This is a genomic window from Streptomyces sp. NPDC111628, from assembly GCF_055635195.1.
In genome coordinates, this window is record NZ_JBVKBZ010000003.1 from 975,120 (window position 1) to 998,334 (window position 23,215).

The 23,215-nt window shown below is 72.9% G+C and carries 26 protein-coding genes; 14 read left to right on the top strand and 12 right to left on the bottom strand.

Annotation, left to right across the window (positions count from 1 at the left end; all coding sequences use genetic code 11):
* Positions 1-5 precede the first annotated feature (5 nt).
* The gene (locus ACZ7MF_RS19345; protein WP_471478016.1) at positions 6-1,235 is read left to right on the top strand and encodes an MFS transporter; all 1,230 of its coding nucleotides are present in this window, start codon (positions 6-8) and stop codon (positions 1,233-1,235) included.
* Between the two features lie 137 nt (positions 1,236-1,372).
* The gene (locus tag ACZ7MF_RS19350; protein WP_153181633.1) at positions 1,373-1,735 is read left to right on the top strand and encodes an ArsR/SmtB family transcription factor; all 363 of its coding nucleotides are present in this window, start codon (positions 1,373-1,375) and stop codon (positions 1,733-1,735) included.
* A gap of 493 nt (positions 1,736-2,228) precedes the next feature.
* Here the strand turns inward: ACZ7MF_RS19350 and ACZ7MF_RS19355 are convergent, their stop codons facing one another.
* Positions 2,229-3,194: a pirin family protein gene (locus ACZ7MF_RS19355; RefSeq protein ID WP_471478017.1), complete on the bottom strand. Its 966-nt coding sequence runs from the start codon at positions 3,192-3,194 to the stop codon at positions 2,229-2,231.
* A gap of 159 nt (positions 3,195-3,353) precedes the next feature.
* Here ACZ7MF_RS19355 and ACZ7MF_RS19360 point away from each other — a divergent pair, with 159 nt between their 5' ends.
* Positions 3,354-3,701, top strand: a complete 348-nt coding sequence (locus tag ACZ7MF_RS19360) for a tetratricopeptide repeat protein (protein ID WP_471478018.1) — start codon at positions 3,354-3,356, stop codon at positions 3,699-3,701.
* Positions 3,702-3,771: 70 nt separating this feature from the next.
* The gene (locus tag ACZ7MF_RS19365) at positions 3,772-4,428 is read left to right on the top strand and encodes a peptide deformylase (protein WP_471478019.1); all 657 of its coding nucleotides are present in this window, start codon (positions 3,772-3,774) and stop codon (positions 4,426-4,428) included.
* Positions 4,429-4,490: 62 nt separating this feature from the next.
* On the opposite strand, the gene ACZ7MF_RS19370 is transcribed toward ACZ7MF_RS19365, so the two are convergent.
* Positions 4,491-5,924, bottom strand: a complete 1,434-nt coding sequence (locus ACZ7MF_RS19370; RefSeq protein WP_471478020.1) for a dihydrolipoyl dehydrogenase family protein — start codon at positions 5,922-5,924, stop codon at positions 4,491-4,493.
* Between the two features lie 120 nt (positions 5,925-6,044).
* Between ACZ7MF_RS19370 and trxA the strand changes: the two genes are divergently transcribed.
* Positions 6,045-6,440 carry a thioredoxin gene (gene trxA / locus ACZ7MF_RS19375; RefSeq protein ID WP_393639997.1) on the top strand — a complete coding sequence of 132 codons (396 nt, stop codon included), beginning with the start codon at positions 6,045-6,047 and terminating at the stop codon, positions 6,438-6,440.
* Positions 6,441-6,468: 28 nt separating this feature from the next.
* On the opposite strand, the gene ACZ7MF_RS19380 is transcribed toward trxA, so the two are convergent.
* Both ACZ7MF_RS19380 and ACZ7MF_RS19385 read right to left on the bottom strand, forming a co-directional pair.
* Positions 6,469-7,503: a LacI family DNA-binding transcriptional regulator gene (locus ACZ7MF_RS19380; protein WP_471478021.1), complete on the bottom strand. Its 1,035-nt coding sequence runs from the start codon at positions 7,501-7,503 to the stop codon at positions 6,469-6,471.
* A gap of 72 nt (positions 7,504-7,575) precedes the next feature.
* Positions 7,576-8,280: a TetR/AcrR family transcriptional regulator gene (locus tag ACZ7MF_RS19385; protein WP_471478022.1), complete on the bottom strand. Its 705-nt coding sequence runs from the start codon at positions 8,278-8,280 to the stop codon at positions 7,576-7,578.
* A 139-nt stretch (positions 8,281-8,419) separates the two neighbouring features.
* On the opposite strand from ACZ7MF_RS19385, the gene ACZ7MF_RS19390 reads away from it, so the two are divergent.
* Entirely contained in the window at positions 8,420-8,983 is a 564-nt protein-coding gene (locus tag ACZ7MF_RS19390) for an NAD(P)H-dependent oxidoreductase (protein WP_471478023.1), read from the top strand.
* Positions 8,984-9,043: 60 nt separating this feature from the next.
* Here ACZ7MF_RS19390 and ACZ7MF_RS19395 read toward each other — a convergent pair whose 3' ends face one another.
* Positions 9,044-9,949: a LysR family transcriptional regulator gene (locus ACZ7MF_RS19395; protein WP_471478024.1), complete on the bottom strand. Its 906-nt coding sequence runs from the start codon at positions 9,947-9,949 to the stop codon at positions 9,044-9,046.
* Between the two features lie 161 nt (positions 9,950-10,110).
* Between ACZ7MF_RS19395 and ACZ7MF_RS19400 the strand changes: the two genes are divergently transcribed.
* Entirely contained in the window at positions 10,111-10,314 is a 204-nt protein-coding gene (locus ACZ7MF_RS19400) for a hypothetical protein (RefSeq protein WP_016325524.1), read from the top strand.
* 22 nt (positions 10,315-10,336) lie between these two features.
* Here ACZ7MF_RS19400 and ACZ7MF_RS19405 read toward each other — a convergent pair whose 3' ends face one another.
* Positions 10,337-11,044, bottom strand: a complete 708-nt coding sequence (locus ACZ7MF_RS19405; protein WP_471478025.1) for an SDR family NAD(P)-dependent oxidoreductase — start codon at positions 11,042-11,044, stop codon at positions 10,337-10,339.
* Positions 11,045-11,145: 101 nt separating this feature from the next.
* On the opposite strand from ACZ7MF_RS19405, the gene ACZ7MF_RS19410 reads away from it, so the two are divergent.
* A complete protein-coding gene (locus ACZ7MF_RS19410; RefSeq protein WP_471478026.1) occupies positions 11,146-11,985 on the top strand; it encodes a helix-turn-helix transcriptional regulator in 840 nt (279 codons plus the stop codon).
* Between the two features lie 19 nt (positions 11,986-12,004).
* Here ACZ7MF_RS19410 and ACZ7MF_RS19415 read toward each other — a convergent pair whose 3' ends face one another.
* Complete coding sequence (locus ACZ7MF_RS19415; RefSeq protein WP_356863761.1) at positions 12,005-12,958, bottom strand: TerC/Alx family metal homeostasis membrane protein; 954 nt, start codon at positions 12,956-12,958, stop codon at positions 12,005-12,007.
* Positions 12,959-13,106: 148 nt separating this feature from the next.
* Between ACZ7MF_RS19415 and ACZ7MF_RS19420 the strand changes: the two genes are divergently transcribed.
* Both ACZ7MF_RS19420 and ACZ7MF_RS19425 read left to right on the top strand, forming a co-directional pair.
* Positions 13,107-14,330 (top strand): polysaccharide pyruvyl transferase family protein, encoded by a 1,224-nt coding sequence (locus ACZ7MF_RS19420; RefSeq protein ID WP_471478027.1) that lies wholly within the window; start codon positions 13,107-13,109, stop codon positions 14,328-14,330.
* A gap of 14 nt (positions 14,331-14,344) precedes the next feature.
* A complete protein-coding gene (locus tag ACZ7MF_RS19425; protein ID WP_471478028.1) occupies positions 14,345-15,781 on the top strand; it encodes an FAD-dependent oxidoreductase in 1,437 nt (478 codons plus the stop codon).
* 212 nt (positions 15,782-15,993) lie between these two features.
* Here the strand turns inward: ACZ7MF_RS19425 and ACZ7MF_RS19430 are convergent, their stop codons facing one another.
* The 5 genes from ACZ7MF_RS19430 to ACZ7MF_RS19450 all read right to left on the bottom strand — a co-directional run bounded on the left by ACZ7MF_RS19430 (position 15,994) and on the right by ACZ7MF_RS19450 (position 19,089).
* Complete coding sequence (locus tag ACZ7MF_RS19430) at positions 15,994-17,013, bottom strand: sigma-70 family RNA polymerase sigma factor (RefSeq protein ID WP_471478029.1); 1,020 nt, start codon at positions 17,011-17,013, stop codon at positions 15,994-15,996.
* Positions 17,014-17,038: 25 nt separating this feature from the next.
* Positions 17,039-17,293 carry a DUF6343 family protein gene (locus ACZ7MF_RS19435; protein WP_356863769.1) on the bottom strand — a complete coding sequence of 85 codons (255 nt, stop codon included), beginning with the start codon at positions 17,291-17,293 and terminating at the stop codon, positions 17,039-17,041.
* A gap of 12 nt (positions 17,294-17,305) precedes the next feature.
* Complete coding sequence (locus tag ACZ7MF_RS19440; protein WP_471478030.1) at positions 17,306-17,731, bottom strand: CBS domain-containing protein; 426 nt, start codon at positions 17,729-17,731, stop codon at positions 17,306-17,308.
* A gap of 95 nt (positions 17,732-17,826) precedes the next feature.
* Positions 17,827-18,261, bottom strand: coding sequence for a PPC domain-containing DNA-binding protein (locus tag ACZ7MF_RS19445; RefSeq protein ID WP_471478031.1), 435 nt, complete (start codon positions 18,259-18,261; stop codon positions 17,827-17,829).
* Between the two features lie 39 nt (positions 18,262-18,300).
* Positions 18,301-19,089 (bottom strand): IclR family transcriptional regulator, encoded by a 789-nt coding sequence (locus tag ACZ7MF_RS19450; RefSeq protein ID WP_471478032.1) that lies wholly within the window; start codon positions 19,087-19,089, stop codon positions 18,301-18,303.
* Between the two features lie 161 nt (positions 19,090-19,250).
* Here ACZ7MF_RS19450 and ACZ7MF_RS19455 point away from each other — a divergent pair, with 161 nt between their 5' ends.
* From ACZ7MF_RS19455 to ACZ7MF_RS19470, 4 genes are read left to right on the top strand one after another with little or no spacing between them, the layout of a single operon-like run.
* A complete protein-coding gene (locus tag ACZ7MF_RS19455; RefSeq protein WP_471478883.1) occupies positions 19,251-20,369 on the top strand; it encodes a cupin domain-containing protein in 1,119 nt (372 codons plus the stop codon).
* Positions 20,366-21,205, top strand: coding sequence for a fumarylacetoacetate hydrolase family protein (locus ACZ7MF_RS19460; RefSeq protein ID WP_471478033.1), 840 nt, complete (start codon positions 20,366-20,368; stop codon positions 21,203-21,205). The genes ACZ7MF_RS19455 and ACZ7MF_RS19460 overlap by 4 nt, the downstream gene beginning before the upstream one ends.
* The gene (locus tag ACZ7MF_RS19465; protein ID WP_471478034.1) at positions 21,205-21,903 is read left to right on the top strand and encodes a maleylpyruvate isomerase family mycothiol-dependent enzyme; all 699 of its coding nucleotides are present in this window, start codon (positions 21,205-21,207) and stop codon (positions 21,901-21,903) included. The genes ACZ7MF_RS19460 and ACZ7MF_RS19465 overlap by 1 nt, the downstream gene beginning before the upstream one ends.
* Before the next feature lie 46 nt (positions 21,904-21,949).
* Positions 21,950-23,215: an FAD-dependent monooxygenase gene (locus tag ACZ7MF_RS19470; protein ID WP_471478035.1), complete on the top strand. Its 1,266-nt coding sequence runs from the start codon at positions 21,950-21,952 to the stop codon at positions 23,213-23,215.

Genomic DNA, 23,215 nt, shown 5'->3' on the forward strand with positions numbered 1-23,215 from the left:
GGCGCATGAGCTACCGCTCCATGGCCTCCCCCGCGGCCGCCCTCGACCAGCCGGCGCGGCCGCGGTCGGCCCTCCCCGCCCTGTGTCTGACGCAGATCACCAGCTGGGGCATCGTCTATTACGCCTTTCCCGTCCTCAACCCACAGATCACCATGGCCACCGGCTGGAGCGCCACCGCGACCACGGCCGCGTTCTCCGCAGCCTTGCTGATGTCCGCCGTTGCCGGCATCCGCATCGGCCGCATCCTCGATGCCCGAGGCCCTCGCACAGTTATGACCGTCGGTTCGGTGGTCGGCACAGTCAGCTTGGTCATCATCGCCAGCGCCCCCAATCTGACCCTGTTCACCGCGGGATGGCTACTGTCCGGCTTCGCCATGGCTTCCACCTTCTACCAGCCCGCCTTCGCGGCACTGACCCGCTGGTGGGCCCCCAACCACGTACGTGCGCTGACGATCGTCACTCTCGCCGGCGGCCTGGCATCGACCGTCTTCGCACCCCTCACCGCCCAGTTGGCCAACCACTTCAGTTGGCGGCACACCTACCTGCTGCTGGCTCTCGTCCTAGCCACGGTGACGGTGCCCGTCCACGCCTACGCCCTGCGCGGCCCATGGCCTCCCGCCCCACCTCCGAGCACAACAGGTGAGACCGCGTCCACGGCCGTCGTCACGCGTAGCCGTCCCTTCCTCCTTCTGGCAACGGCTCTGACCCTTTCGGCGTTCGCAACGTACGCCGTCGTCATCACCCTCGTCCCCCTGCTGCTCGACCGCGGCTACACCGCTGCCGAAGCCGCCTGGGCCCTGGGGCTGGGCGGAGCCGGCCAGACCCTCGGACGCACCCTCTACGCCGCGCTGGCCCGCCGCAGCTCCCCCGCTCTACGCGCAGCAGTGCTGATCGGCATGGGTGGAGTGACCACCGCAGCCTTCGCGCTCATTCCCGGCCCGTACGGGCTGCTTGCGGCGCTGGCCGTCATCGCCGGCACAGTCCGCGGCAACCTGACCCTGCTGCAGGCCACCGCCATCACAGACCGATGGGGCGCCAATCGCTACGGCCGCCTCTCCGGCCTCCTCGCCGCCCCCACGACGACCGCCTCCGCACTCGCTCCGTTCGCCAGCACCGCCCTGGCCGCCCCTCTCGGCGGCTACCCCCACCTGTTCGCCGTTCTCGCGTTGACCTCGGCCGCCGCTGCGCTCATCGCCTGGTACACGGCACCAACTACGGCTGCCACAAAGCCATAGCCACCAAGGACCGAAACGGAGAGGCCTGCATTAGCAGCTGCCCAACATGAGGTGAACTCGCAGTCCGGCCATATTCGATCGTGTCAAGGTGATCACACTGCGTCTATGGTTGACGGGTGACTGTCATAGATCTGCAGATGTCGGATGACGGGTTCCTCGAAGGTGGCTCGTGCGGGCCCGGGCTGAACTGCCAGCCCCTGGAGCGATCAGAAGCCGAACAACTGTCCACGATACTGAGATCCATCGCCGACCCCACCCGCCTGCAATTGTTCCGACTCCTGGAACGGGCCCCCGATGGCGAGGCCTGCGTGTGCGATCTGGCGGACAGCCTGGGGCTGCGCCAGTCCACAGTCAGTCACCACTTGAAGATCATGACTGAGGCAGGGCTCCTGGACCGCGAACGGCGCGGTACTTGGGCCTGGTTCTCCGTCAATCACGAAGGACTGCGTCGGATCCGCTCCATCCTGGACCCGGCTCCCCATGCCACGACAGGGCCGTGATTCACGGGGATCTCTCTCAGAGGCTCACGTACGCGGTACGACCAGCCGCCGAGAAGCCTGCTACGAGCGCTCCGATACGGCTCTCCTCCAGGAAGGCAGCACCATAAGCCTCACCATCACAGCCATTGACACCGCTTGTAGAACCCCCACAATACGATGGGCCAAGCAGCGAGTCCGTGCGGCAGAGCGTGTGCCGGTCACCCACAGGCTCGCTATCCACCCGGTGGTCATCCAGCCACGCTGACGACGCCACCGCGCCCAGAGGTCAGCCACAAATGCCACCGGAACATGATGACGCGTCAGTAGAGTGAGCAAAGGGTTAGCAAATGTCCTGCCACAGCCACCCACAGATGGCCACACCCTCGACAGGCATGGCGCAGCGCATCGAGCTAACAGCACGCCCTGCCGCCCCTCGCCCGCAAGGTACCCATGAGGGACGACGGAGGACGGCCGGCCGACTGGCCGGCATCAGCTCATCGGCCATTCCCGCAGGTCAGCGTTCCCTTCCGCGCGGCTTCAGTGGCACCGTCGGCAGCGCAGGGGCAGGCAGCGGGACGCCGTCATACCCCTTGACCTCACCGAACCGTGTCCCTTCCATCCAGTCCCGGCGCGCATGTACGATCTCCTGCTGCGACCGTCCGATCCAGTTCCAGAACATGATCAGCTCCTCCTCGAACGGCTCGCCGCCCAGCAGCATCAGGCCCGCGTCCGCGTCGGCCCGCAGCGGCAGTTCGGCGCGGCCGCAGCCGAGGTAGAGCATCGAGCCCGGCACCAGGGGCACACCGTCGACGTGTGCCTCGCCGCTCATGGCCAGTACGGCGTATTCGAAGTCCCGTTCCAGCGGCAGGCGTACGTCCGTGCCGCCGGTGAGGGCCAGGTCGGCGCCGACGAGGGGGGTGTACGTGGTGCCGGGCGAGGTGGCGGTGTCGAGGGTGCCGAGGAGCACGGTGGCGGCCAGGCCCGGGGCGGTGACCCGGGGCAGCTCGGCGTGGAACTCGAAGTGGGGGTCGGTGTGGCGGTGGGCGTCCGGGAGGGCCACCCACAGCTGCGCGCCGTGCAGGAGGCGGGCGTGCGGGCGCGGGCTCTCCTCCGAGTGGCTGATCGCGTGGCCGGAGGTCATCAGGCCCAGCTGGCGCGGGCGGATGGTCTGCAGGCTGCCGGTGGAGTCGCGGTGCAGCACCTCGCCCTCGTGCAGCCAGCTCACCGTCTGCAGCCCCATGTGCGGGTGCGGCGGCACCTGCATGCCGGGCTCGTCGGCGATGTCGTCGGGGCCGTAGTGGTCGACGAAGCACCAGGCGCCGACCATGCGCCGGCCCAGGTTGGGCAGCAGTCGGCGGACCTCGGTGGACTCGCCGAGCTTGACGTGGCGAGGGCTGAGAAGTTCCCGTACGGGCTCCGTCACCACGAAGCCGCGGCCGCCGCAGAGACTGGGTACGGCCTCGCGATCAAGGTTGCTCATGCCGCCCAACCTAGACCCGGCGGGGCCTTCCCGTCAGACGGACCGCGGGCCGTCACCGTGGCGGGCGACGGCGCCCCCACGAGTACCTCCACGCGCGCCTCCATCAGTAGTGGAATGTTCAACCGTGTGGCGTGGTTACAGGGGCCGAAGGAGGTCTCAGTGGACATGACGTACTACGACCACGGAACGCCGGCGGAGCGCTGGGAGCGCGCGCGGATGTTCTTCGACGCCAAGGACTACGCCGCCGCGGCGCGCGTCCTGGACGGACTGGTCGCGCAGGTGCCCGAGCAGACCGGCCCGCGGCTGCTGCTGGCGCGCTCCTACTACCACTCGGCCCAGCTGCGGCGGGCGGAGGCCGAGCTGCGGATCCTCGTCGAGCGCGATCCCGTCGAGCACTACGCCCGGCTGATGCTGGGCCGCACCCTCGAACGGCAGGGGCGGCAGGAGGAGGCCGACGCGCAGTTGCGGATCGCCTCGGCCCTCGCGGGCGACTTCGCCGAACTCTGAGCGCGGACTCGGAGCGCGCACGCGGAGCACAAACGCGGGGCGCGGACTCGGAGCGTGGCATCCTGACGCGATGGGAACTGCGAGTGAACGTGCCCCGCTTGCCGAGCGGGTCGAGGAACTGCTCGCCGTCGGCGGCCCGTTGCCCGTCGTCGCGGCCGGTGATCCGGTGCTGCGGCGCGCGGCGGAGCCGTTCGACGGGCAGTTGGCCCCCGCGCTCCTCGCGAGGTTCGTCGAGGCGCTGCGGCTGACCATGCACGCGGCGCCGGGTGTCGGACTGGCCGCGCCGCAGGTCGGGGTGGGGCTGCGGATCGCGGTGATCGAGGATCCGGCGCCGGTGCCGGAGGAGGTGCGGGTGGCTCGGGGGCGGGTGCCGCAGCCCTTCCGGGTGCTGGTCAATCCCTCGTACGAACCGGCCGGCGCCGGGCGGGCCGCGTTCTTCGAGGGCTGTCTGAGCGTGCCGGGCTGGCAGGCGGTGGTGGCGCGCCACGCCGAGGTGCGGCTGCGGGCGCGGGACGAGCACGGACGGCCGGTGGACGAGGTGTTCGCGGGCTGGCCGGCCCGGATCGTGCAGCACGAGACGGACCACCTCGACGGCACGCTGTACCTGGACCGGGCCGAGCTGCGCTCGCTGGCCTCGAACGCGGCGATGGCGGAGCTCTGGTCCCAGCCGACGCCGCAGCACGCGGCGTCGGCCCTGGGCTTCGAACTGCCCGGCCCGGCGGCCTGACCGCCCGCCCGCACGGGCTTGCGGCACCGCCCGCCGGGACTGGGGCCGGCCCGGCCGGACCGTCAGTTGTCCCGATAGGTCTCCAGGAGTCGCAGCCACACCTCGCTGATCGTCGGGTACGACGGGACCGCGTGCCACAGGCGGCTGATCGGTACCCGGCCGGCGACGGCGATCGTCGCGGAGTGGATCATCTCGCCGACGCCCGGGCCGACGAAGGTGACGCCGCGCACGATCTCGTCCTCCAGGTCGACCACCATGCGGGCGCGGCCCTTGTAGCCGTCGCCGTACAGGCTCGACCCCGCCACCGCGATCGGGACGTCGACGGCGCGGACGCGGTGTCCCGCCTGCTCGGCCTCGGCCAGGGTCAGGCCGACGGACGCGGCCTCGGGGTCGGTGAACACCACCTGGGGCACGGCGTCGTGGTCGGCGGTCGCGGCGTGCGCGCCCCAGGGGTCGGACTCCAGGATCGGCACCCCGGAGGCGCGGGCGGCGATGGCGGCACCCGCGATGCGTGCCTGGTACTTGCCCTGGTGGGTGAGGAGAGCGCGGTGGTTGACGTCGCCGACGGCGTAGAGCCAGTCACTGCCCTCCACACGGAGGCTGTCGTCGACCGGGAGCCAGGAACCCGGCTTCAGGCCGACGGTGTCCAGCCCGAGGTCGCCGGTGCGCGGCGTCCGGCCGGTGGCGAAGAGGATCTCGTCCGCCTCCAGGCGGTCGCCGGTGTCGGTGACGGCGAGGACGGTGCCGTTCTCGCGGGTGACGGACTCGACGGAGACGCCGGTGCGGATGTCCACGCCGACCTCGGTGAGCGCCTCGGCGACCAGTTCCCCGGCGAACGGCTCCATGCGGGCGAGCAGGCCGCCGTCGCCGCGCACCAGCATCGTCACCCGGGAGCCGAGGGCCTGCCAGGCGGTGGCCATCTCGACGGCGACGACTCCGCCGCCGACGACGATCAGCCGGCCGGGCGCGCTCTTGGCGCTGGTGGCCTCGCGGCTGGTCCAGGGGCGTACCTCGGCGATTCCGGGCAGCGGGGGCAGCGCGGCGGCGCTGCCGGTGCAGACGGCGACGGCGTGCCGGGCGGTCAGGGTGCGGCGGGTGCCGTCGGAGGCGGTCACCTCCACGGCGCGCGGTCCGGCGAGCCGCCCCTGTCCGCGGTACAGGTCGGCGCCGATGCCCTCGACCCACTGGACCTGGCCGTCGTCCTTCCAGTGCGAGGTGAACTCGTCCCGGCGGGAGAGGACGTGCTGCGGGTCGAGGGGTTCCTGGAGCGCCTGGGCGAGGCCGGGCAGGCGGCGGGCGTCCGCACGGGCGAGGACCGGACGCAGCAGGGCCTTGCTGGGCATGCACGCCCAGTAGGAGCATTCGCCGCCGACCAGTTCGCTCTCCACGATCGCGGTGGACAGCCCGGCCGCGCGGGTGCGGTCGGCGACGTTCTCTCCGACGGGACCCGCGCCGATCACCACGACGTCGTACGTGAGGGAATCCGATTGCGTCATGGGGTCAGTCTGGTGGGTGGTGTGCGCCGTGGCCACATGGGTACGTGCGCGGAATACCCACCACGTCGGCAGTGTTGTGCCGACGGCTTCTCCCCCGAAACCAGGAAGAGGGATCACCTCATGACCAGCACCGTGGAACTCACCAAGGAGAACTTCGACCAGACGGTCACGGACAACGAGTTCGTACTGATCGACTTCTGGGCGGAGTGGTGCGGTCCGTGCAAGCAGTTCGGGCCGGTCTACGAGAAGGCGGCGGAAGCCAACCCGGACCTGGTGTTCGGCAAGGTGGACACCGAGGCGCAGCCCGAGCTGGCGCAGGCCTTCGGCATCCAGTCGATTCCGACGCTGATGATCGTGCGGGACCAGGTGGCCGTGTTCGCGCAGCCCGGCGCGCTGCCGGAGGCGGCCCTCACCGACGTGATCGGCCAGGCGCGGAAGCTGGACATGGACGAGGTCCGCAAGTCGGTCGCCGAGCAGCAGGCGCAGGCCGGGCAGAACGGCCAGGAAGGCCAGTAGGGCCCGTAGCGGGCGGTTCGGCCGCCGGTCAGCTCGACTCCCGGTGCACGACTGTCGCGCCCAGCACCTTGTGGCGTTCGGGCGCGGCGCCGGGGTCGTGCACCGCGCGGTCGACGAGTGCGGCCAGGTCGCGGCCGGCGGGCAGTTCCAGGTGGACGGTGCTGAGCCGGGGCCTCAGCAGCCGGCCCAGCATGAGGTCGTCGGCGCCGATCACGGCGGCGTGGCCGGGGATGTCGAGGCCCTCGTCCTGGAGGGCCCGCATCAGCAGCATCGCGTACTCGTCGTTGTACGCGAACACCGCGTCGAGCCCCAGGGGGCGCCAGCGTGCCGCGAGGCGGGCGGCGTCCCCTTCGTCGTAGGCGAGGGGCAGCTCGGTGACGGTGGCGTCGGTGCCGGACACGGCCTCGCGGGCGCCCGCGAGGCGGGGCGCCGAGAAGACGTCCAGGCCGCCTTCCGCGGGCACGACGACGCCGATTCTGCGGCGTCCGCGGTCGTAGAGGTGGCGGGTCGCGCCGCGGCCGACGCCCACCTGGTCGGTGAGCAGCGCGTGCGCTCCGTCGACGGCCTCGGGGCCGAGGGTGACGACCGCCCGTGCGCCGGAGCGTTTGAGGACCTCCACGCCCTGCGGGCCGAGGTCGGAACCGGGTGCGAGGACGGCGACCGGACGGAGTTCGGCCCAGGCGCGGGCGGCCTCGTCGCCGTGCAGGCCGACGGAGCCGTACTGCACGACGGTGTAGTCGAGGCGGCCGAGCGCCCACTGGAGTTCGCTGAGGAACCGGCTGTAGAGCGGGCCGGCGGGGAAGGACGGCGCCGGCATCAGGACCATGCGGCTGTGCCCGGCGCGCAGGGAGCGGGCCGCGGCGTGCGGGACGTAGCCCAGTTCCCGGGCGGCCTCGCGAACGCGGCGGCGGGTGGGCTCGCTGATCCGTACGGTGCCGGTGTTGTTGAGGACGTAGGAGACGGTCGCGCGCGACACGCCGGCCAGGCGGGCCACATCGGCGCTCGTGGGCACCGAGCGCGGTGCGGAGGGATCGGAGGGCGGTGGATTCGGTATCTGCACCATGACGTACGGCATCCTGGCAGAAGCCGGACGCGGGGCGGCGGGCGGGGCAACGCCGTCCACGGCGTACGGAGTTCAGGCCGACGGCGCGACGGCCGGGGGCTCGGCCCCGGGGGCCGGGGTGTCGGTGCGGGTGAGCCGCGCGACCAGGTCGAGCCAGCCCGCCCGCACGCGTTCGGCGGGCAGCCCGCACTGCTGGGTGAGGTGGTGGATCAGGGCGGCGTCGAGGTAGGCCATGAGGGTGTGCGAGAGCAGTTCGCTGTCGGCGTCCGGCACGGCCTCCCGCAGCAGCAGGGCCACATGGTGGCGCAGGAAACGGCGCGGCGGGAAGGTGTGGCGGCGTTCGGCGCTGGGTTCCCCGGCGAGGAGGAGATCCAGTTCGTCGATGGAGCGGCGCAGCAGCGCGCAGCCGAAGGCCCGCAGCCGCTCGACCGGGGGTGCGCCCGGGCCCAGGGGCGGCGGACCGCTCAGCAGGGCGGCCTGGAACTTGCGCTCCGAGTGGTCGAGCAGTGCCGCGAGGAGCCCGGTGCGGTCGCCGAAGCGGCGGAAGACCGTGCCCTTGCCCACACAGGCCGCGGCGGCCACCGCCTCCATGGTGAGGGCGCCCGCGCCGTGCTCGGCCACCAGCCGCTCGGCGGCCTCCAGGAGCCGGGCGCGGTTGCGCGCGGCGTCGGCGCGCAGGCAGGGCTCGTCCTCGTCGATCCCGGTGCCGAGTTGCAGCAGCTCGGGCGGACCGGCGTTCTCCTGGGGCTGCGGGAAGGGCGGCGGGGCAGCGGGCATGAAGCCAGCGTAAAGCATCGGGAAGAGAACTGGACCGCGGTCCGTTTGAGATGTTAGAAATTAAACGGACCCCGGTCCGGATTGTTACCGCAGTGTTTCGGCACGCCCGCCGACACGTGTTCCACCAGTGGGAGTACTCATGTCTGTCCGCATCCTTGCGCTCGTCGGCAGCCTTCGCGCCGGTTCGCACAACCGCCAGCTCGCCGAGGCGGCCGTCAAGTTCGCGCCGGAGGGCGCCGAGGTGCACCTGTTCGAGGGGCTCGCCGACGTCCCCTTCTACAACGAGGACATCGACGTCGAGGGCAGCGTCCCGGCCGCCGCCGCGAAGCTGCGCGAGGCCGCCCAGGGCGCACAGGCCTTCCTGCTCTTCTCGCCCGAGTACAACGGCACCATCCCGGCCGTCCTGAAGAACGCCATCGACTGGCTGTCCCGCCCGTACGGCGCCGGCGCCTTCACCGGCAAGCCCGTCGCCGTGGTCGGCACCGCCTTCGGCCAGTACGGCGGCGTGTGGGCGCAGGACGAGGCCCGCAAGGCCGTGGGCATCGCGGGCGGCAAGGTGATCGAGGACCTCAAGCTGTCCATCCCCGGCTCGCTCACCCGCTTCGCCGAGACCCACCCGGCCGACGACGCCGAGGTGGCCGCCCAGCTGACCGAGGTCGTGGCCCGGCTGCACGGCCACGCGGACGACGCCATCGCCGCCTGACCGGCGCGAGAGCACGTCGTACGGGACCGGAGCTCGGCCGAGCTCCGGTCCCGCCGTGTGTCAGGCCACCGCCGCGGCGGCCAGCGTGCGCAGCTCCTCCAGCGCCGCCGCGACCGCCGCGCGACGGTGGCCACCGCTGCGCGTGCAGGTCAGCAGTTTGCGGTGCGGCCGGCCGGCGCAGGGCACGCGGACGATCGGCAGCTCGGGGGTGAGCCGGGCGAGCCGCGGCACCAGCGCGACGCCGAGCCCGTGCGCGACCAGGTGGGCCGTGACGTTCCAGTCCACCGCGAGATGCACCACGTCGGGGGTGAACCCGGCCGCACCGCAGGCCGCCACCATGTGCGTCCGGCAGGGACTCTGCGGCAGCGGCGCGATCCAGGCCTCGTGGGCCACGTCGGCGAGGTCCGCCTCCTCCCGTCCGGCCAGCGGATGGTCCACGGGGACGACCAGGTCGAACGGCTCGTCCAGGAGCGGCCGCTGCTCGAAGCGCGTGTCGCCCGAAGGCGGACTGACCGGAGTCGCCTCCACCACCGCCAGATCGCTCTCCCCCTCGAAGAGCAGGTCGAAGCTCTCCGCCACCTCGACCTCCCGGATCCGCACCGACAGCCGGGGGTGCCGCTCGCGCAGCCGCGCCGCCATCGGGGCCAGCAGGACGGCGACGGCCACCGGGAACCCCGTCACCCGCAGCGGTCCGGCCGGGGCCCCCTCCCCCGCCCGCAGATCCTGTTCGGCCTCGTCCCAGCGGGCCTCGATCGCGTCGGCGTGTTCCAGCAGGCTCTCCGCGGCGGCGGTGAGCCGCACCCCGCGCCCCTGCGGCTCCAGCAGGTCGACGCCCAGGTCCCGGGCGAGCTGCCGGATCTGCTGCGAGGCGGCCGAGGTGGTGAAATGCAGGGCGCGGGCCGCCGCGGTGACCGTGCCGTAGTGGGAGACCGCCCGGAGCACGTGCAACCTGCGCAGATCAATCATGAAGTGCACGCTTCACGGTGGAGTCCGTAAAGTCAACCTGGACGTGAACGGATCCGTGGCCGCACCCTGTCAGTGGCGCCACGGTGGGACCGAAGTCCCACACCGGCATCCCGACGTACCACTGACACCCACTGACGCCCACTGACGCACGAGGAGTCGCCATGCCCAGCACGACCGGTCTCGTCTGCCCGCACTGCGGGTGGCCCGACGGTGCCGAGCCCTTCCAGGTGCTGTCCGCGCACCCCACCGGGGCGGGCGGCACCCTGTGGACCCGGTGCGCCTGCGGTTCGCTCCAGGCCCGTGTCGTCGACGGCCACGGCACCCGCGTGGTCTCGCGCGGCCGGCCCACGCCCGCGGGCTGCTGAGCGGCTCCGGCAACTGCGGCGACTACCAGGGCAGCGGGCCCGCCGCGTCGAAGTAGCCCCCGGTGGGTCCGTCCAGGCCCAGCCGGGCCATCCGGACGATCACCTCGGCGCCCTGCGCCACGGTCTGCGTACCGGTGTTCCCGTTCAGGTCGGTCGCGGTGAAACCGGGCTCGACCGCGTTGATCCGCATCCCGGGGAACGCCTTCGCGTACTGCACGGTCAGCGCGTTGACCGCGGTCTTGGACGCCGGGTAGGCGAGGCCCGGGTAGCCGTACCCCGGGCTCTGGGGCGAGGTGAGTCCCGTCAGGGAGGCCAGGCCGCTGCTCACGTTGACCACGACGGGCGCGGCGGAGCGGTGCAGCAGCGGCAGGAACGCGTGGGTGACACGCACCACACCGAAGACGTTGGTCTCGAAGACGGTGCGCAGCAGGTCCGCGGTCGTGCCGTCGGCCCCGGTCACGGAGTTGAGCTCGCCGCGCTGCTCGATGCCGGCGTTGTTGACCAGTACGTCGAGGCCGCCGTCGGCCGTCACGGTCCGCACGGCGGCGGCGACGGAGGCGTCGTCGGTGACGTCGAGGACGAGGGGCCGCGCGCCCAGTTCCGCGGCGGCGCGGCGGCCGCGCTCGGGGTCGCGGGCGGCGGCGTAGACGGTGTGGCCCGCGGCGAGGAGGCGGCGGGCCGTCTCGAAGCCGAGGCCCTTGTTGGCTCCGGTGATCAGTGTGGTCGTCATGAGGAAAGCCTGCGGCGCGCCGGGGCGGACAGCCAGGCGTCCGGTCTTCCTGGGACCACGGGTACCAGGAAGACCGGACGCCCGCGGTGTTCACTGGGGGCATGACGGCTACGGAGTTCGGGCGGGCGCTGCGGCTGCGCAGGGACCGGGTCTCCCCCGAGGCGGCGGGGCTGCCCGCGGGCGGGCACCGGCGGGCGACGGGGCTGCGGCGCGAGGAGCTGGCCCTGCTGGCCGGCATCTCCGTCGACTACGTCACCCGCCTCGAACAGGGCCGGGCGGCCAACCCGTCAGCCCAGGTCGTCGAGGCGCTCGTACGGGCACTGCGGCTGCCGGCCGAGGAGCGCGCGCATCTGTTCCGGCTCGCCGGGCTGGCGCCGCCGGGTCCCGAGACCGTTCCGGCGTACATCCCGCCGAGCGTCCACCGGCTCCTCGACCGGCTGGCCGGCACCCCGGTGGCCGTGTACGACGCGATGTGGACGCTGCTGCTGGCCAACCCACCCTATGCGGCGCTGATGGGTGATCCGTCCGAGTGGCACGGCGCGGAGCGCAACGGCGTGTGGCGCAACTTCGTCGGGCCGGGCAGCCGGGCCCGGTACACGCCCGGGGAACGCCGGTCCTTCGAGTCGGCGCTCGTCGCGGACCTGCGGGCCACCGCCGCCCGCTATCCCGCCGACCGGCGGCTCGGCCGGCTGGTCGCGGAGCTTCGCGCCCGCAGCGAGCGGTTCGCCGAGCTGTGGCGGGCGGACGCGGTCGGCCGGCACGAGGCGGCGCGCAAGACCATCGACCATCCCCGGGTGGGACCGGTCGTCCTGGACTGCGACGTGCTCGGTGTGGCGGGCAGCGATCTGCGGATCATGGTCTACACGGCCGAACCGGACACCGCCGACGCGGAGCGGCTCGCCCTGCTCACGGTCCTGGGCACCCAGGATCTGGTGGAGTAGCCCGCTCGAGTGGCCGCCGTCATGCCCGCTCCTGCCGCCGCGTGGCCCACAGGCTGGTCGCCGTGGTCACCGCGAGGACCAGCACGATGAAGCCGAGCGAGAAGGGGATGCCGATCTCGGGCACGTGGACGCCGGACTCGTGCAGGGCGTGCAGCACCAGCTTGACGCCGATGAAGCCGAGGATGACCGACAGGCCGTAGGAGAGGTGCACCAGCTTCTTCAGCAGACCTCCGATGAGGAAGTACAGCTGCCTGAGGCCCATCAGGGCGAAGGCGTTGGCCGTGAACACGATGTACGGGTCCTGGGTCAGCCCGTAGATGGCGGGGATGGAGTCCAGGGCGAAGAGGATGTCGGTGAATCCGATGGCGAGCATCACGACCAGCATCGGGGTCATGACCCGCCTGCCGTTCTCCTCCACCCACAGCCGGGTGCCGTGGTAGCGGTCGGCGACGCCGAAGCGGCGCTCGATCGACTTCAGCAGCTTGTTCTCCTCGTACTCCTCCTGCTCGTGCCCGCCCTTGCGGGCGTCCTGGATGAGCTTCCAGGCGGTCCAGATCAGGAAGGCGCCGAAGACGTAGAAGACCCAGGAGAAGGCGGAGATGATCGCCGCGCCGGCCGCGATGAAGGCGGCACGCAGCACCAGCGCCACCAGGACGCCGACCATCAGCACCCGCTGCTGGTACTGCGAGGGCACCGCGAACTTCGCCATGATCAGGACGAAGACGAAGAGGTTGTCGACGCTCAGCGACTTCTCGGTGAGGTAACCGGCGAAGAACTCCCCGCCCGGCCCGCCACCGCCGAACACGAGCAGCCCCACGCCGAACAGGCAGGCCAGGACCACCCAGACGGCCGTCCAGATCCCGGCCTCCCGGAGAGACACGTCGTGCGGCTTGCGCCCGATGAAGAAGTCGGCGGCGACGAGGACGCACAGGCCCGCGACGGTCAGCAGCCAGACGCTGAGGGTGACGTTCACCGGTGCTCCTCGTGCGGTACGGGTCGCGTACGGACGGTCCTTGGTCAGGGTGTTTCCGGGATGCGGCGCAGGCAACCCGACACGGTGCGCGGCTCCACGCGCCGAAGTCGGCGCGCGCCGGCCGATTCCGACGTGACGGGAGCCCCGGATGACCCATCGGCCCTCGCCTCCCCACCCCGACCGCCGGGGCCCGCGCATCGGCGTACTGGGTTCCTACGGCGGCTTCAACACCGGCGACGAGGCGATCCTGACCTGTGTGCTGGGCTGTCTGCGCGTCCGGCGGCCGGACGCGCACCTCGTCGTGCTGAGCCGGAACGCGGAGCACACCCGCGCCCATCACCCCGACGCCGACGAGGTGGTGCCCTGGGAGGGGGTGAGCCGCAACCACGTCCTCGACGTGCTGCCCGGCCTGGACCTGCTGGTACTGGGCGGCGGCGGCATCCTCTACGACGGCGAGGCGCGGCGCTATCTGCGGCTGGTGCGGGCCGCGCAGACCCGGCACGTACCCACGTTCGCCTACGCCGTCGGGGCGGGGCCGCTCACGGACCCGGAGGACCGGGACGCGGTGCGCACGGTGCTGGCGGAGATGGACGACGTCGTGGTGCGGGACGAGGAGTCGCGGCTGGTGCTGGAGGAGGTCGGCCTGGAGCGGGAGGTGGCGGTGACCGCCGACCCGGCGCTCCTGCTGGCCCCGGAGCCGTTCACCGAGGCGATGATGCGCGACGAGGGCATCCCGACCGGCACCCGGCTGGTGGGGATGTCGGTGCGCGAGCCGGGGCGGGCCGCCGAGAAGCTCGACGAGGGCGACTACCACGCGCTGCTCGCCGACGTCGCGGACTTCCTGGTCCGCCGGCTGGACGCGCGCGTGGTGTTCCTGCCGATGGAACGGCACGACGTACGGCACGCACACGCCGTGCTGTCCCACATGACCGCCCCCGACCAGGGCCGCATCCTGCACGGCGACTACAGCCCGGGGCAGGTTCTCGGCTTCATGCGCCATCTCGACGTGGCCGTGGGCATGCGCCTGCACTTCGTGATCTTCGCCGCGCTCACCGGCGTACCGGTGCTGCCGCTGCCGTACTCCGGCAAGGTCTTCGACTTCGCGCGCCGGCTGGGCGCCCCGGCGCTGGTGGGGGTGGCGCGGGAGCAGGTCGGGCTGCTGCTGGCGGAGGTGGACCGGCTGTGGGACGAGTACCCGCGGCGCCGGGACGACCTGCGGGACCGGATGGGCGAACTGTCCGCGTCGGCGCGGGAGACCTGCGCGCGGTGCGGGTCCCTGCTCGACGAGGTCGGTGCCGCACGCGGGTCGGGCGGCACCCCCGCGGCGGATGAAGGGCCCCACCACGCAGAGCCGCGGCCGCTGAACGCCTGACCGGAGGGTGCGCGATGCCGATCCTGGAAGAGCCCCACGAGTCCCGCACCGTCACCCTGCCGCCGCGGCCCGCCCGGCACGGGGGCCGCTGCGACGTCCTGGTGGTGGGCGGCGGCCCCGCCGGGTTCGCGGCCGCGGTCGGCGCGGCCGACGCCGGGGCGGACGTCGTGCTGGTGGAGCGGTACGGCTTCCTCGGCGGCAACGCGACCGCGGCGCTGGTGATGCCGCTGATGTCGTTCCACAACGAGCACAAGCAGGCCGCGTTCACCGAGGCCGGGGACACCTCGCGGCTGCTGCCCACCGACCACGGCGAGGGCGAGCCGGTGGTCGCGGGCGTCCTGTGGCGGTTGCTCGACCGGCTCCTGGGCCGGGGCGGCTGTCTGCCGCCCTCCCCGAGGACCGGGTACACGGTGCCCTTCGATCCGGAGCTGTTCAAGTTCTCGCTGCTCGAGATGGCGGACGAGTCGGGGGTGCGGATGCTGTTCCACTCCTTCGCCTCCGGCGCGCTGCCGCTGGACGACGGCTCGGGCCGGCGGGTGGTGTTCGAGACCAAGTCGGGGCCGGTGGTGATCGACGCCGGGGTGGTCGTGGACGGCACGGGCGACGGCGACGTGGCGACGGCCTGCGGGGCGCCGTACGAGATCGGACGGCCGGAGGACGGGCTGGTGCAGCCCATGACGCTGATGTTCCGCGTCGCCGACTTCGCCCGGCCGGACTTCGCCGCGTACGTGCGCGAGCACCCCGACCAGTGGCGTGGTGTGCACGGACTGTGGGACCTGATCGAGGAGGCCAGGAAGAACGGCGAACTGCGGCTGCCGCGCGAGGACATCCTCTTCTTCGCGACCCCGCACCCGCACGAGGTCGCCGTCAACAGCACGCGGGTGAACCGGGTTCTCGGCACCAGCGTCTGGGACCTCACCCGCGCCGAGTACACGGCACGGCACCAACTGGCGGAGATCGACCGCTTCCTGCGCACCCGCGTGCCGGGCTTCGAGGAGTCGTACGTGGTGCAGAGCGGCACGCACATCGGTGTGCGGGAGAGCCGGCGGGTGGTCGGCGACTACCGGCTGACCGGCCACGACATCCTGGCGGCGCGCACCTTCCCGGACGTGATCGCGCACGGCGCCTATCCGGTCGACATCCACAACCCGCGCGGCTCCGGCACCGTCCTCAAGCGGGTCCCGCGGGGCAGTTTCTACGACATTCCGCTGCGTTGTCTGCTGCCCCGGGACACCGACCGGCTGCTGGTCGCGGGCCGCTGCATCTCCGGGACGCACGTGGCGCACTCGTCGTACCGGGTGATGCCCATCGCCATGGCGACCGGGCACGCGGCCGGGGTGTGCGCGGCGCTGACCGTACGGCACGGGCGCGGGCCGCGCGGTCTGCCCTACCGGCTGGTCCAGCGCGAACTGCTGCGGCAGGGGGCCCGGCTGCGGACGGAGCCGGACTAGGGCCTGTCTGACAATTCGCGTCGTCGCCCGAAGGGCGGCCGCGCGGCGTCAGGTGCGTGCTCTGGGGGGTCCCCCGGCCGGAGGCTGGGGGAGTGCCGGCCCCTGACCCGCGTACTGGCCGTACTCGGGTCTGGGGCCGGTGCGGCGAGAGTGCGTGCATGGCGTCGCGCGGCAGACGGGAATTGTCAGACAGGCCCTAGCGCCGGGCCGGGTCAGCTCGCCCAGTCCAGCAGGCGTTCCCGGTGCTCGGGTGCGCGCAGGTGGGTGAGGGACTCCTTCTCCAGCTGGCGGACGCGTTCGCGGGTGAGGCCCACGTGCTGGGCGACCTGTTGCAGCGTGCGGGGGCGGCCGTCGTGCAGTCCGTAGCGCAGGCTGAGGATCAGGGACTCGCGGGGTGCGAGGGTGCCGACGGCCTCCCGCAGCTCCGCCGCGAGCGCCTGGAACTCGGCGACCTCCGGGGCACGCAGCACCTCGGTGTCGGGGATGAGGTCGCCGACGACGGTGTCGCCGGTCTCGTCCACGGGGGTGTCCAGGCTGACCGCGTCCCGGCCCACCCTGCGCAGCCATTCGATCTTGTCCGCGTCGATGCCGCTCTCGGCGGCGACCTCCTCGGTGGTCGGCTCCCGGTCGAGGCCCGCGCGGAGCTTACGTTCGACCTTGGCGAGCTTCTGGAGCTGCTCCACGACGTGGACCGGCAGCCGTACCGTGCGCGCGTGGGTGGCCAGGCCCCGTTCGATGGCCTGGCGGATCCACCAGGTGGCGTACGTGGAGAACTTGAAGCCCTTGGTGTGGTCGAACTTCTCCACGGCCCGGATCAGTCCGAGGTTGCCCTCCTGGATGACGTCGAGGAGCGGCAGCCCGCGGTGGGCGTGGCGCTTGGCCATCGACACGACGAGCCGCAGATTGGCCCGCACCATGTGGTCCTTGGCCTCCTGGCCGTCGTGGACGGTCTCCTCCAGCGTGCGGCGCCGCCCGGGCGTGGGGGCGGGCTCGCCGGTGTCGGCCGTCTCCAGTTCCTCCCTGGCCCGGACTCCCGCCTCGATACGGGTGGCGAGCCGGACCTCGTCCTCGGCGGTCAGCAGGGGGGTGGCCCCGATCTGGGTCAGGTACTGGCCGAGCAGGTCGGGTTCCTCGTCGGGTTCGGGGATCCGGGTGCGCAGCCGCGCGGTGCGGGTGGTGGCGCGGCGGTCCTCCCGGGTGCGTGCCGTCGGTGTGCGTGCCGTGGGCGCCATGTCGTTTCCTCCGTCCCCTTCCGGATCACGGGCTTGCGGGCCCGCGTCCGTTTCTCATCCGGCGGATCACCACCAGCAGGTCGACGGCCGCCAGCAGGGTGAGCGCCGCACACACCACGGCGACGACCACGAGCATGCCGCGGCCGGGGCTGTCGCCGGGAGCGGTGTCCGCGGCCCACACGCCGAAGAACACGGCCCCCGCGAGGAACAGCGGCAGGAAGACCGCCGACAGCAGCAGTCTCAGCCGCAGGGCGCTCCGTGCGTGGACCGGTTCGCTCATGACGGCCTCGTGTCAGTGGCCGGGTGCGGCCCGGCTGATGTCCGCGAGCGCGGAGTGCGGGTCGTCGGTGGCGGCGAGGTCGCCCAGGGTGACCACGCCGACCGGGACACCGCCGTGTTCGACGACCGGGAGCCGGCGCACGGCGTGGCGGGCCATCAGCTCGGCGGCGCGGTCGGTGGTGTCGTCGGGTTCGAGGGTGACGACCGGCGAGGGCGTGCACACCGCGCCGACCGTGGTGGCGTCGGGGTCCCGCCCGTCGGCGACGCTGCGCAGCACGATGTCGCGGTCGGTGAGGACGCCGAACAGGTCGCAGTCGTAGGTCACCAGGACGTCGCCGACGTCCTCCTCGCGCATCAGCCGGGCCGCCCGGGCCACCGTCGTCATGGGCTCGACGGCCACCGCGGCCGGTGACATCACGTCTCGGATGCGCCGTGTCATCTCGCGCCTCCCGGGTTCGGTATGTGTCGGTACGGGACTGCCTGCGGGCCGCGTAGCCCGCGCCAGGGCCGGTAAACCGTTCCGCGACGCCGGGCTCAGCCGGGGTCGATCAGGGCCAGCCCGATGTCGGGACGGTGGGTCTTGGCCAGCTCCGCCGGGCTGTCCCGGACGACGACCTCCAGGGTCGGCCAGACCCGGCCGGACAGCAGGTGGCCGCCGCGGGTGGAGCCGTCGGACAGGCCCAGTACGGCGTGCAGGTGCGGGGTGGGTCCGTCGTCGGCGACGGCGATGTCCCCGATGAGGGACAGCACCTCGCACTGCTCCCGCACCGGGATGTGCCGGTAGTCCCTGGTCTGCCGGTCGAACCAGCCGACGACCGCCTCGGAGAAGGCGCCCACGGCGGTCACCTGGGAGGCCCCCAGGGACCGGTCGCGGGCGAAGGCGGTCAGCTCGGCGACCGCGTCCTCGCCCTGGTCGAGCACCACCACGTACACGGCGGACGGACCCTCCTGCACCTGCTGCCACTTCATGGCCCGGCGGGTACCCGGCGCGGGCCGGGGCAACCCCGGTCAGCGTCCCGGCCCGGGGCCCGGCGCGAGGTCCGCCTCCAGGGCCCGTGCGGCCGCGTTGAGCGTCGCCACCAGGGACGGCAGGCGGTGCGGGTCGTAGCGCACGCTCGGCATCGACACCGACAGGCCCGCCACCGCCCGGCCGCCCTCGTCGCGCACGGGGACGCCGACCGCGACCAGCCCGCGCTCGGAGCGCTCCTGGTTCACCGCGAAGCCGCTGCGGCCCACCCGCTCCAGCTCGGCCCGCAGCGCGCCGAGGTCCGGGAGGTCGCCGGGTCGGTCGCGGTGGCGCTCGGGCGCGTACACGTCGGCCAGTTCGTCGTCGGTCAGCTCGGCGAGCAGCAGCAGTCCGGTCGTGGTGCGGTGGGCGGGGAAGACCATGCCCTCGCGGGAGCCGACCCGCAGCGCCTGGGTGCACTCCTCGCTGGCGATGAAGCGGGCGGTGTCGCGGGTGCGGATGGTCAGGTTCGCCGTCTCGTTCAGGAGGCCGACGACCCGGTGCAGGTGGGGCAGGGCGGCGGCGCGCAGCAGGGAGACCTGGGAGCGGGAGTGCGCGGCCAGTTCCAGGACGGGTCCGGCGTGGTAGCGGCGGTCGTCGTCGCGCACGGCGAAGTCGCGGTAGACCAGCATGGCCAGCAGGCGGTGCGCGGTGGAGCGGGCGACGCCGAGGCGTTCGGCGATCTCGGAGACGGTCAGCGCGCCCTCCAGCTGGAGCATCGTGGCGGCGCGCAGGGCGTGGTCGACGCTGGCGATGGCGTAGGCGGGCCGGTTCTTGAGCGGCTTGTCCACGGGGACCCCCGGGCGGTGAACGGTGCGATTCTGCTGTCCAGAATCTACCTGTCCTCCCTGCGGACTCGGCGCACGCTGAGCCGGTGACTTCCACCAACGCTTCCCAGACCGTCTCCCCGGACGCCGTCGCGGGCGTCCCGGACGACTCCTCCCCCGTCCGACTGCGGGCCGTGTCCGCGGCGGACCAGCCCGAGGTCACCCCGGCGCTCGAGGAGCTGTACCGGGGCTTCGAGCAGGAGCTGCTCGTCCCGCTGTGGACCGAGATCGGCGACCTCATGCCCGCCCACCCGCGCTCCCGCGCCGTGCCGCACCTGTGGCGGTGGGAACGGCTGCGCCGGCTGGCCGCGCGGGCCGGCGACATCGTGCCCGTCGGGCGCGGCGGCGAGCGCCGGGCCATCGCGCTGGCCAACCCTTCGCTGGGCGGGCGGCCGTTCGCCACGCCGACGCTGTGGGCGGCGATCCAGTACCTGATGCCGGGCGAGGACGCCCCCGAGCACCGGCACACCCAGCACGCCTTCCGTTTCGTCGTCGAGGGCGAGGGTGTGTGGACGGTCGTCGGCGGCGACCCGGTCGCGATGCGGCGCGGCGACTTCCTGCCGCAGGCCGGCTGGAACTGGCACGCCCACCACAACGCCACCGCCGAGCCGATGGCCTGGATCGACGGCCTGGACATTCCCTTCCAGTACGTCACCGAGGCGCAGTTCTTCGAATTCGGCCGCGACGCGATCGGTGACGCCGAGCGCACCACCCCCGCGCGCTCCCGGTCCGAACGCCTGTGGGGACACCCCGGGCTGCGCCCCGTCTCCGCCGCAGCGACGGGCCCCGGCTCCCCGCTGCTCGCCTACCGCTGGGAGCACACCGACCGGGCGCTGGCCGACCAGCTCGCCCTGGCGGCCGAAGGCTACGGCGGGACCGTCGGGCCGGGGCACGCGGCCGTCCGGTTCAGCGATCCGGCGTCGGGCGCGGACGTGCTGCCCACGATCCGCGCCGAGATGCACCGCGTGGCGCGCGGCGCCGAGACCGCACCGGTCCGCGAGACCGGCTCGTCCGTCTACCAGGTCTTCGACGGCTCCGGGACCGTCACCGTCGGCGACGCCTCGTGGTCGGTGACCCGCGGCGACCTCTTCGTCGTCCCGTCCTGGCAGCCGTTCTCGGTGCGTTCCGAGGCCGGTGCCACCGACTCCGACTCCGGCGCCCTGGACCTGTTCCGTTTCAGCGACTCCCCGGTCTTCGAGGCACTGCGCCTGGACCGCACCCACGTGGAAGGACCCACCCGATGAAGCTCGCCACCCTCCGTGTCGACGGCACCACCCGGGCCGTGAAGCTGGACGGCGACGTCCTGGTCGACCTCGGTGTCCCGGACGTCGGCGCCCTGCTGGACCGGGACGGCTGGGCCGAGCGGGCCGCCGCGGCCACCGGGACGGCGTACGCCGTCGAGGGCGCCGACCTCGCACCCGTGGTCCCCCGGCCGTCCAAGGTGGTGTGCGTCGGGCTCAACTACCGCAACCACATCCAGGAGATGGGCCGCGACCTGCCCGAACACCCCACCCTGTTCGCCAAGTTCGCCGACGCCCTGATCGGTGCCCGCGACGACATCGCCCGGCCCGCGGAAACGGAGAAGTTCGACTGGGAGGTCGAGCTGGCGGTGGTCGTCGGTGCTCCCGTGCGCCGCGCGAAGGGGGCAAAGGCGGAGGCGGCGATCGCCGGGTTCACCGTGCTGAACGACATCACCTGCCGGGACTGGCAGTTCCGCACCCGGGAGTGGCTCCAGGGCAAGACCTGGGACTCCAGCACGCCGGTCGGCCCGTACCTGGTCACCCCGGACGAGCTGCCCGGCGGCGTCCGACCCGCGCTCGACGTCCGGCTGAGCGTGGACGGCGAGGTGATGCAGTCCGACTCCACGGCCGACCTGCTCTTCGACCCGGTGCACCTGGTGGAGTACGTCTCGACGGTGGTGCGTCTGAACCCGGGCGACATCATCGCCACCGGCACCCCCGGCGGTGTCGGTCACGCCCGTAGGCCCGAGCGGTACCTGCTGGGCGGCGAGACGGTCGTCGCCGAGATCGACGGCATCGGGCGGCTGGAGAACCGGGTGGTCAAGGAGAAGTCGGCCTGATGCCCCGTACGTTCGAGGAAGCGCGCCGGTGGGCCCTGCTCGGCACCCGCCTGCTGACCGGGGCCGCCGACGCCCCGCTGGAGGCGCCCAGTGCCCTGCCGGGCTGGACCCGGGGGCACGTGGTCGCGCACGTCGCCGCCAACGCCGACGCGCTGGGCAACCTCGTCCACTGGGCGGCCACCGGCGAGGAGACGCCGATGTACGCCTCGCCGGAGGAGCGGCGGGCCGGGATCGACAAGGGCGCGCTGCTGCCCGCCGCCGAGTTGCGGGCGTGGCTGCGCGACTCCGCCCGGCGCCTGGAGTCCGCGATGTCCGCGCTGACCGCGGAGCGGTGGCGGGCACCGGTCGTCACCGCCCAGGGCCGGACGGTGCCCGCGACCGAGCTGCCCTGGATGCGCTCCCGCGAGGTCTGCGTGCACGCCGTCGATCTGGAGGAGGGCGTCGCCTTCGCCGACCTGCCGGCCGGTTTCCTCACCGCGCTCTGCGAGGACGTCGTCGCCAAGCGGGCCGCGGGCCCCGGCCCGGCGCTGGTCCTGACCGCCACGGACACCGGCGCCCGCTGGGAACTGCCCGGCCCGCACGGGGCGGTGGAGGTCACCGGCCCGCTGCCCGGGCTGACCGCCTACCTCACCGGCCGGGCGCACACCCTCACCACCGGCCGCGGCGAACCGGCCCCCGCCCTGGGCCCCTGGCTCTGAGCGCGGCGGCCCACACCTGCGCGGCCCACGACCTACGGAAGTGACGATGAACCCTGCGACACCAGCCACCCCGGGCACCCCCGACGCCCTCGTCGTCGGCGGCGGCATCGGCGGCCTCAGCACCGCGTTCGCACTGACCCGGCAAGGGCTGCGGGTCCGCGTGCTGGAGCGTGCCAAGGAGTTCGGCGAGGTCGGCGCCGGCATCCAGCTCGCGCCCAACTGCACCCGCATCCTGGACGAGTACGGGCTCCTCGGCGAGGCGAAGAACCTCGGCGTGCTGCCCCGGAACATGGTGATGCGCGACGCGCTCGACGCCCGGGAGCTGACCCGGCTCGACCTGCGGGACCTGGAGCGGCACTACGGCTTCCCGTACCTGGTCATCCACCGCAGCGACCTGCACGGCATCTTCCTGCGCGCCTGCCGCGCCGCCGGTGTGGAGCTGCTGACCGACCGCACGGTGACCGCCTACGAGCACACCGACGGCGGCGCCCGGGTGCGTCTGGCGGACGGCCGCACCGAGGAGGCACCGCTCGTCGTCGCCGCCGACGGGCTGCACTCGGTGGCCCGACGGCAGCTGGTCGGCGACAACGTGGTCAGCTCCGACTACGTCGCCTACCGTGCGGCGGTCCCGATCGAGCGGGTCCGGGACAACGGTGTCGCGGAGGACGACGTCACCGTGTACGTGGGTCCGCGCTGCCACTTCGTGCAGTACGCACTGCGCGGCGGGGACATGTTCAACCAGGTCGCCGTGTTCCGGTCGCCGAAGGCCGTGGCGGGCCGGGAGGACTGGGGCACGCCGGACGAGCTGGACGCGGCGTTCGACGCCACCTGCGACACGGTCCGCAAGGGCATCCCGCTGATGTGGCGCGACCGCTGGTGGCAGATGCTCGACCGGGACCCGATCGAGACGTGGGTGCACGGCCGGATCGCGCTGCTCGGCGACGCCGCGCACCCGCCGCTGCAGTACATGGCGCAGGGCGCGATCATGGCGATCGAGGACGGCTGGGTGCTCGCCCGGCACCTGGCCCGCCACGGCGCGGGCACGGCCGGCGGTCCGGACTGGGACGCCGTGCTCACCTCGTACGAGGGGGTCCGCGTCGAGCACTGCCGCCGGGTGCAGTCGACCGCCCGCGCCTGGGGCGAGCTGTGGCACCTGGAGGGTGACCAGCGGCTGAGGCGCAACGCGATCATGCGGGAACGGGACGCCTACGACTACGGCTTCACGGACTGGGTGTACGGCCCCACCGCGCTGAGCCCCGACGAGGAGCCCGCGCCGTTCACGCCGATCCCGCTGGCCTCGGCACGCCTGTGA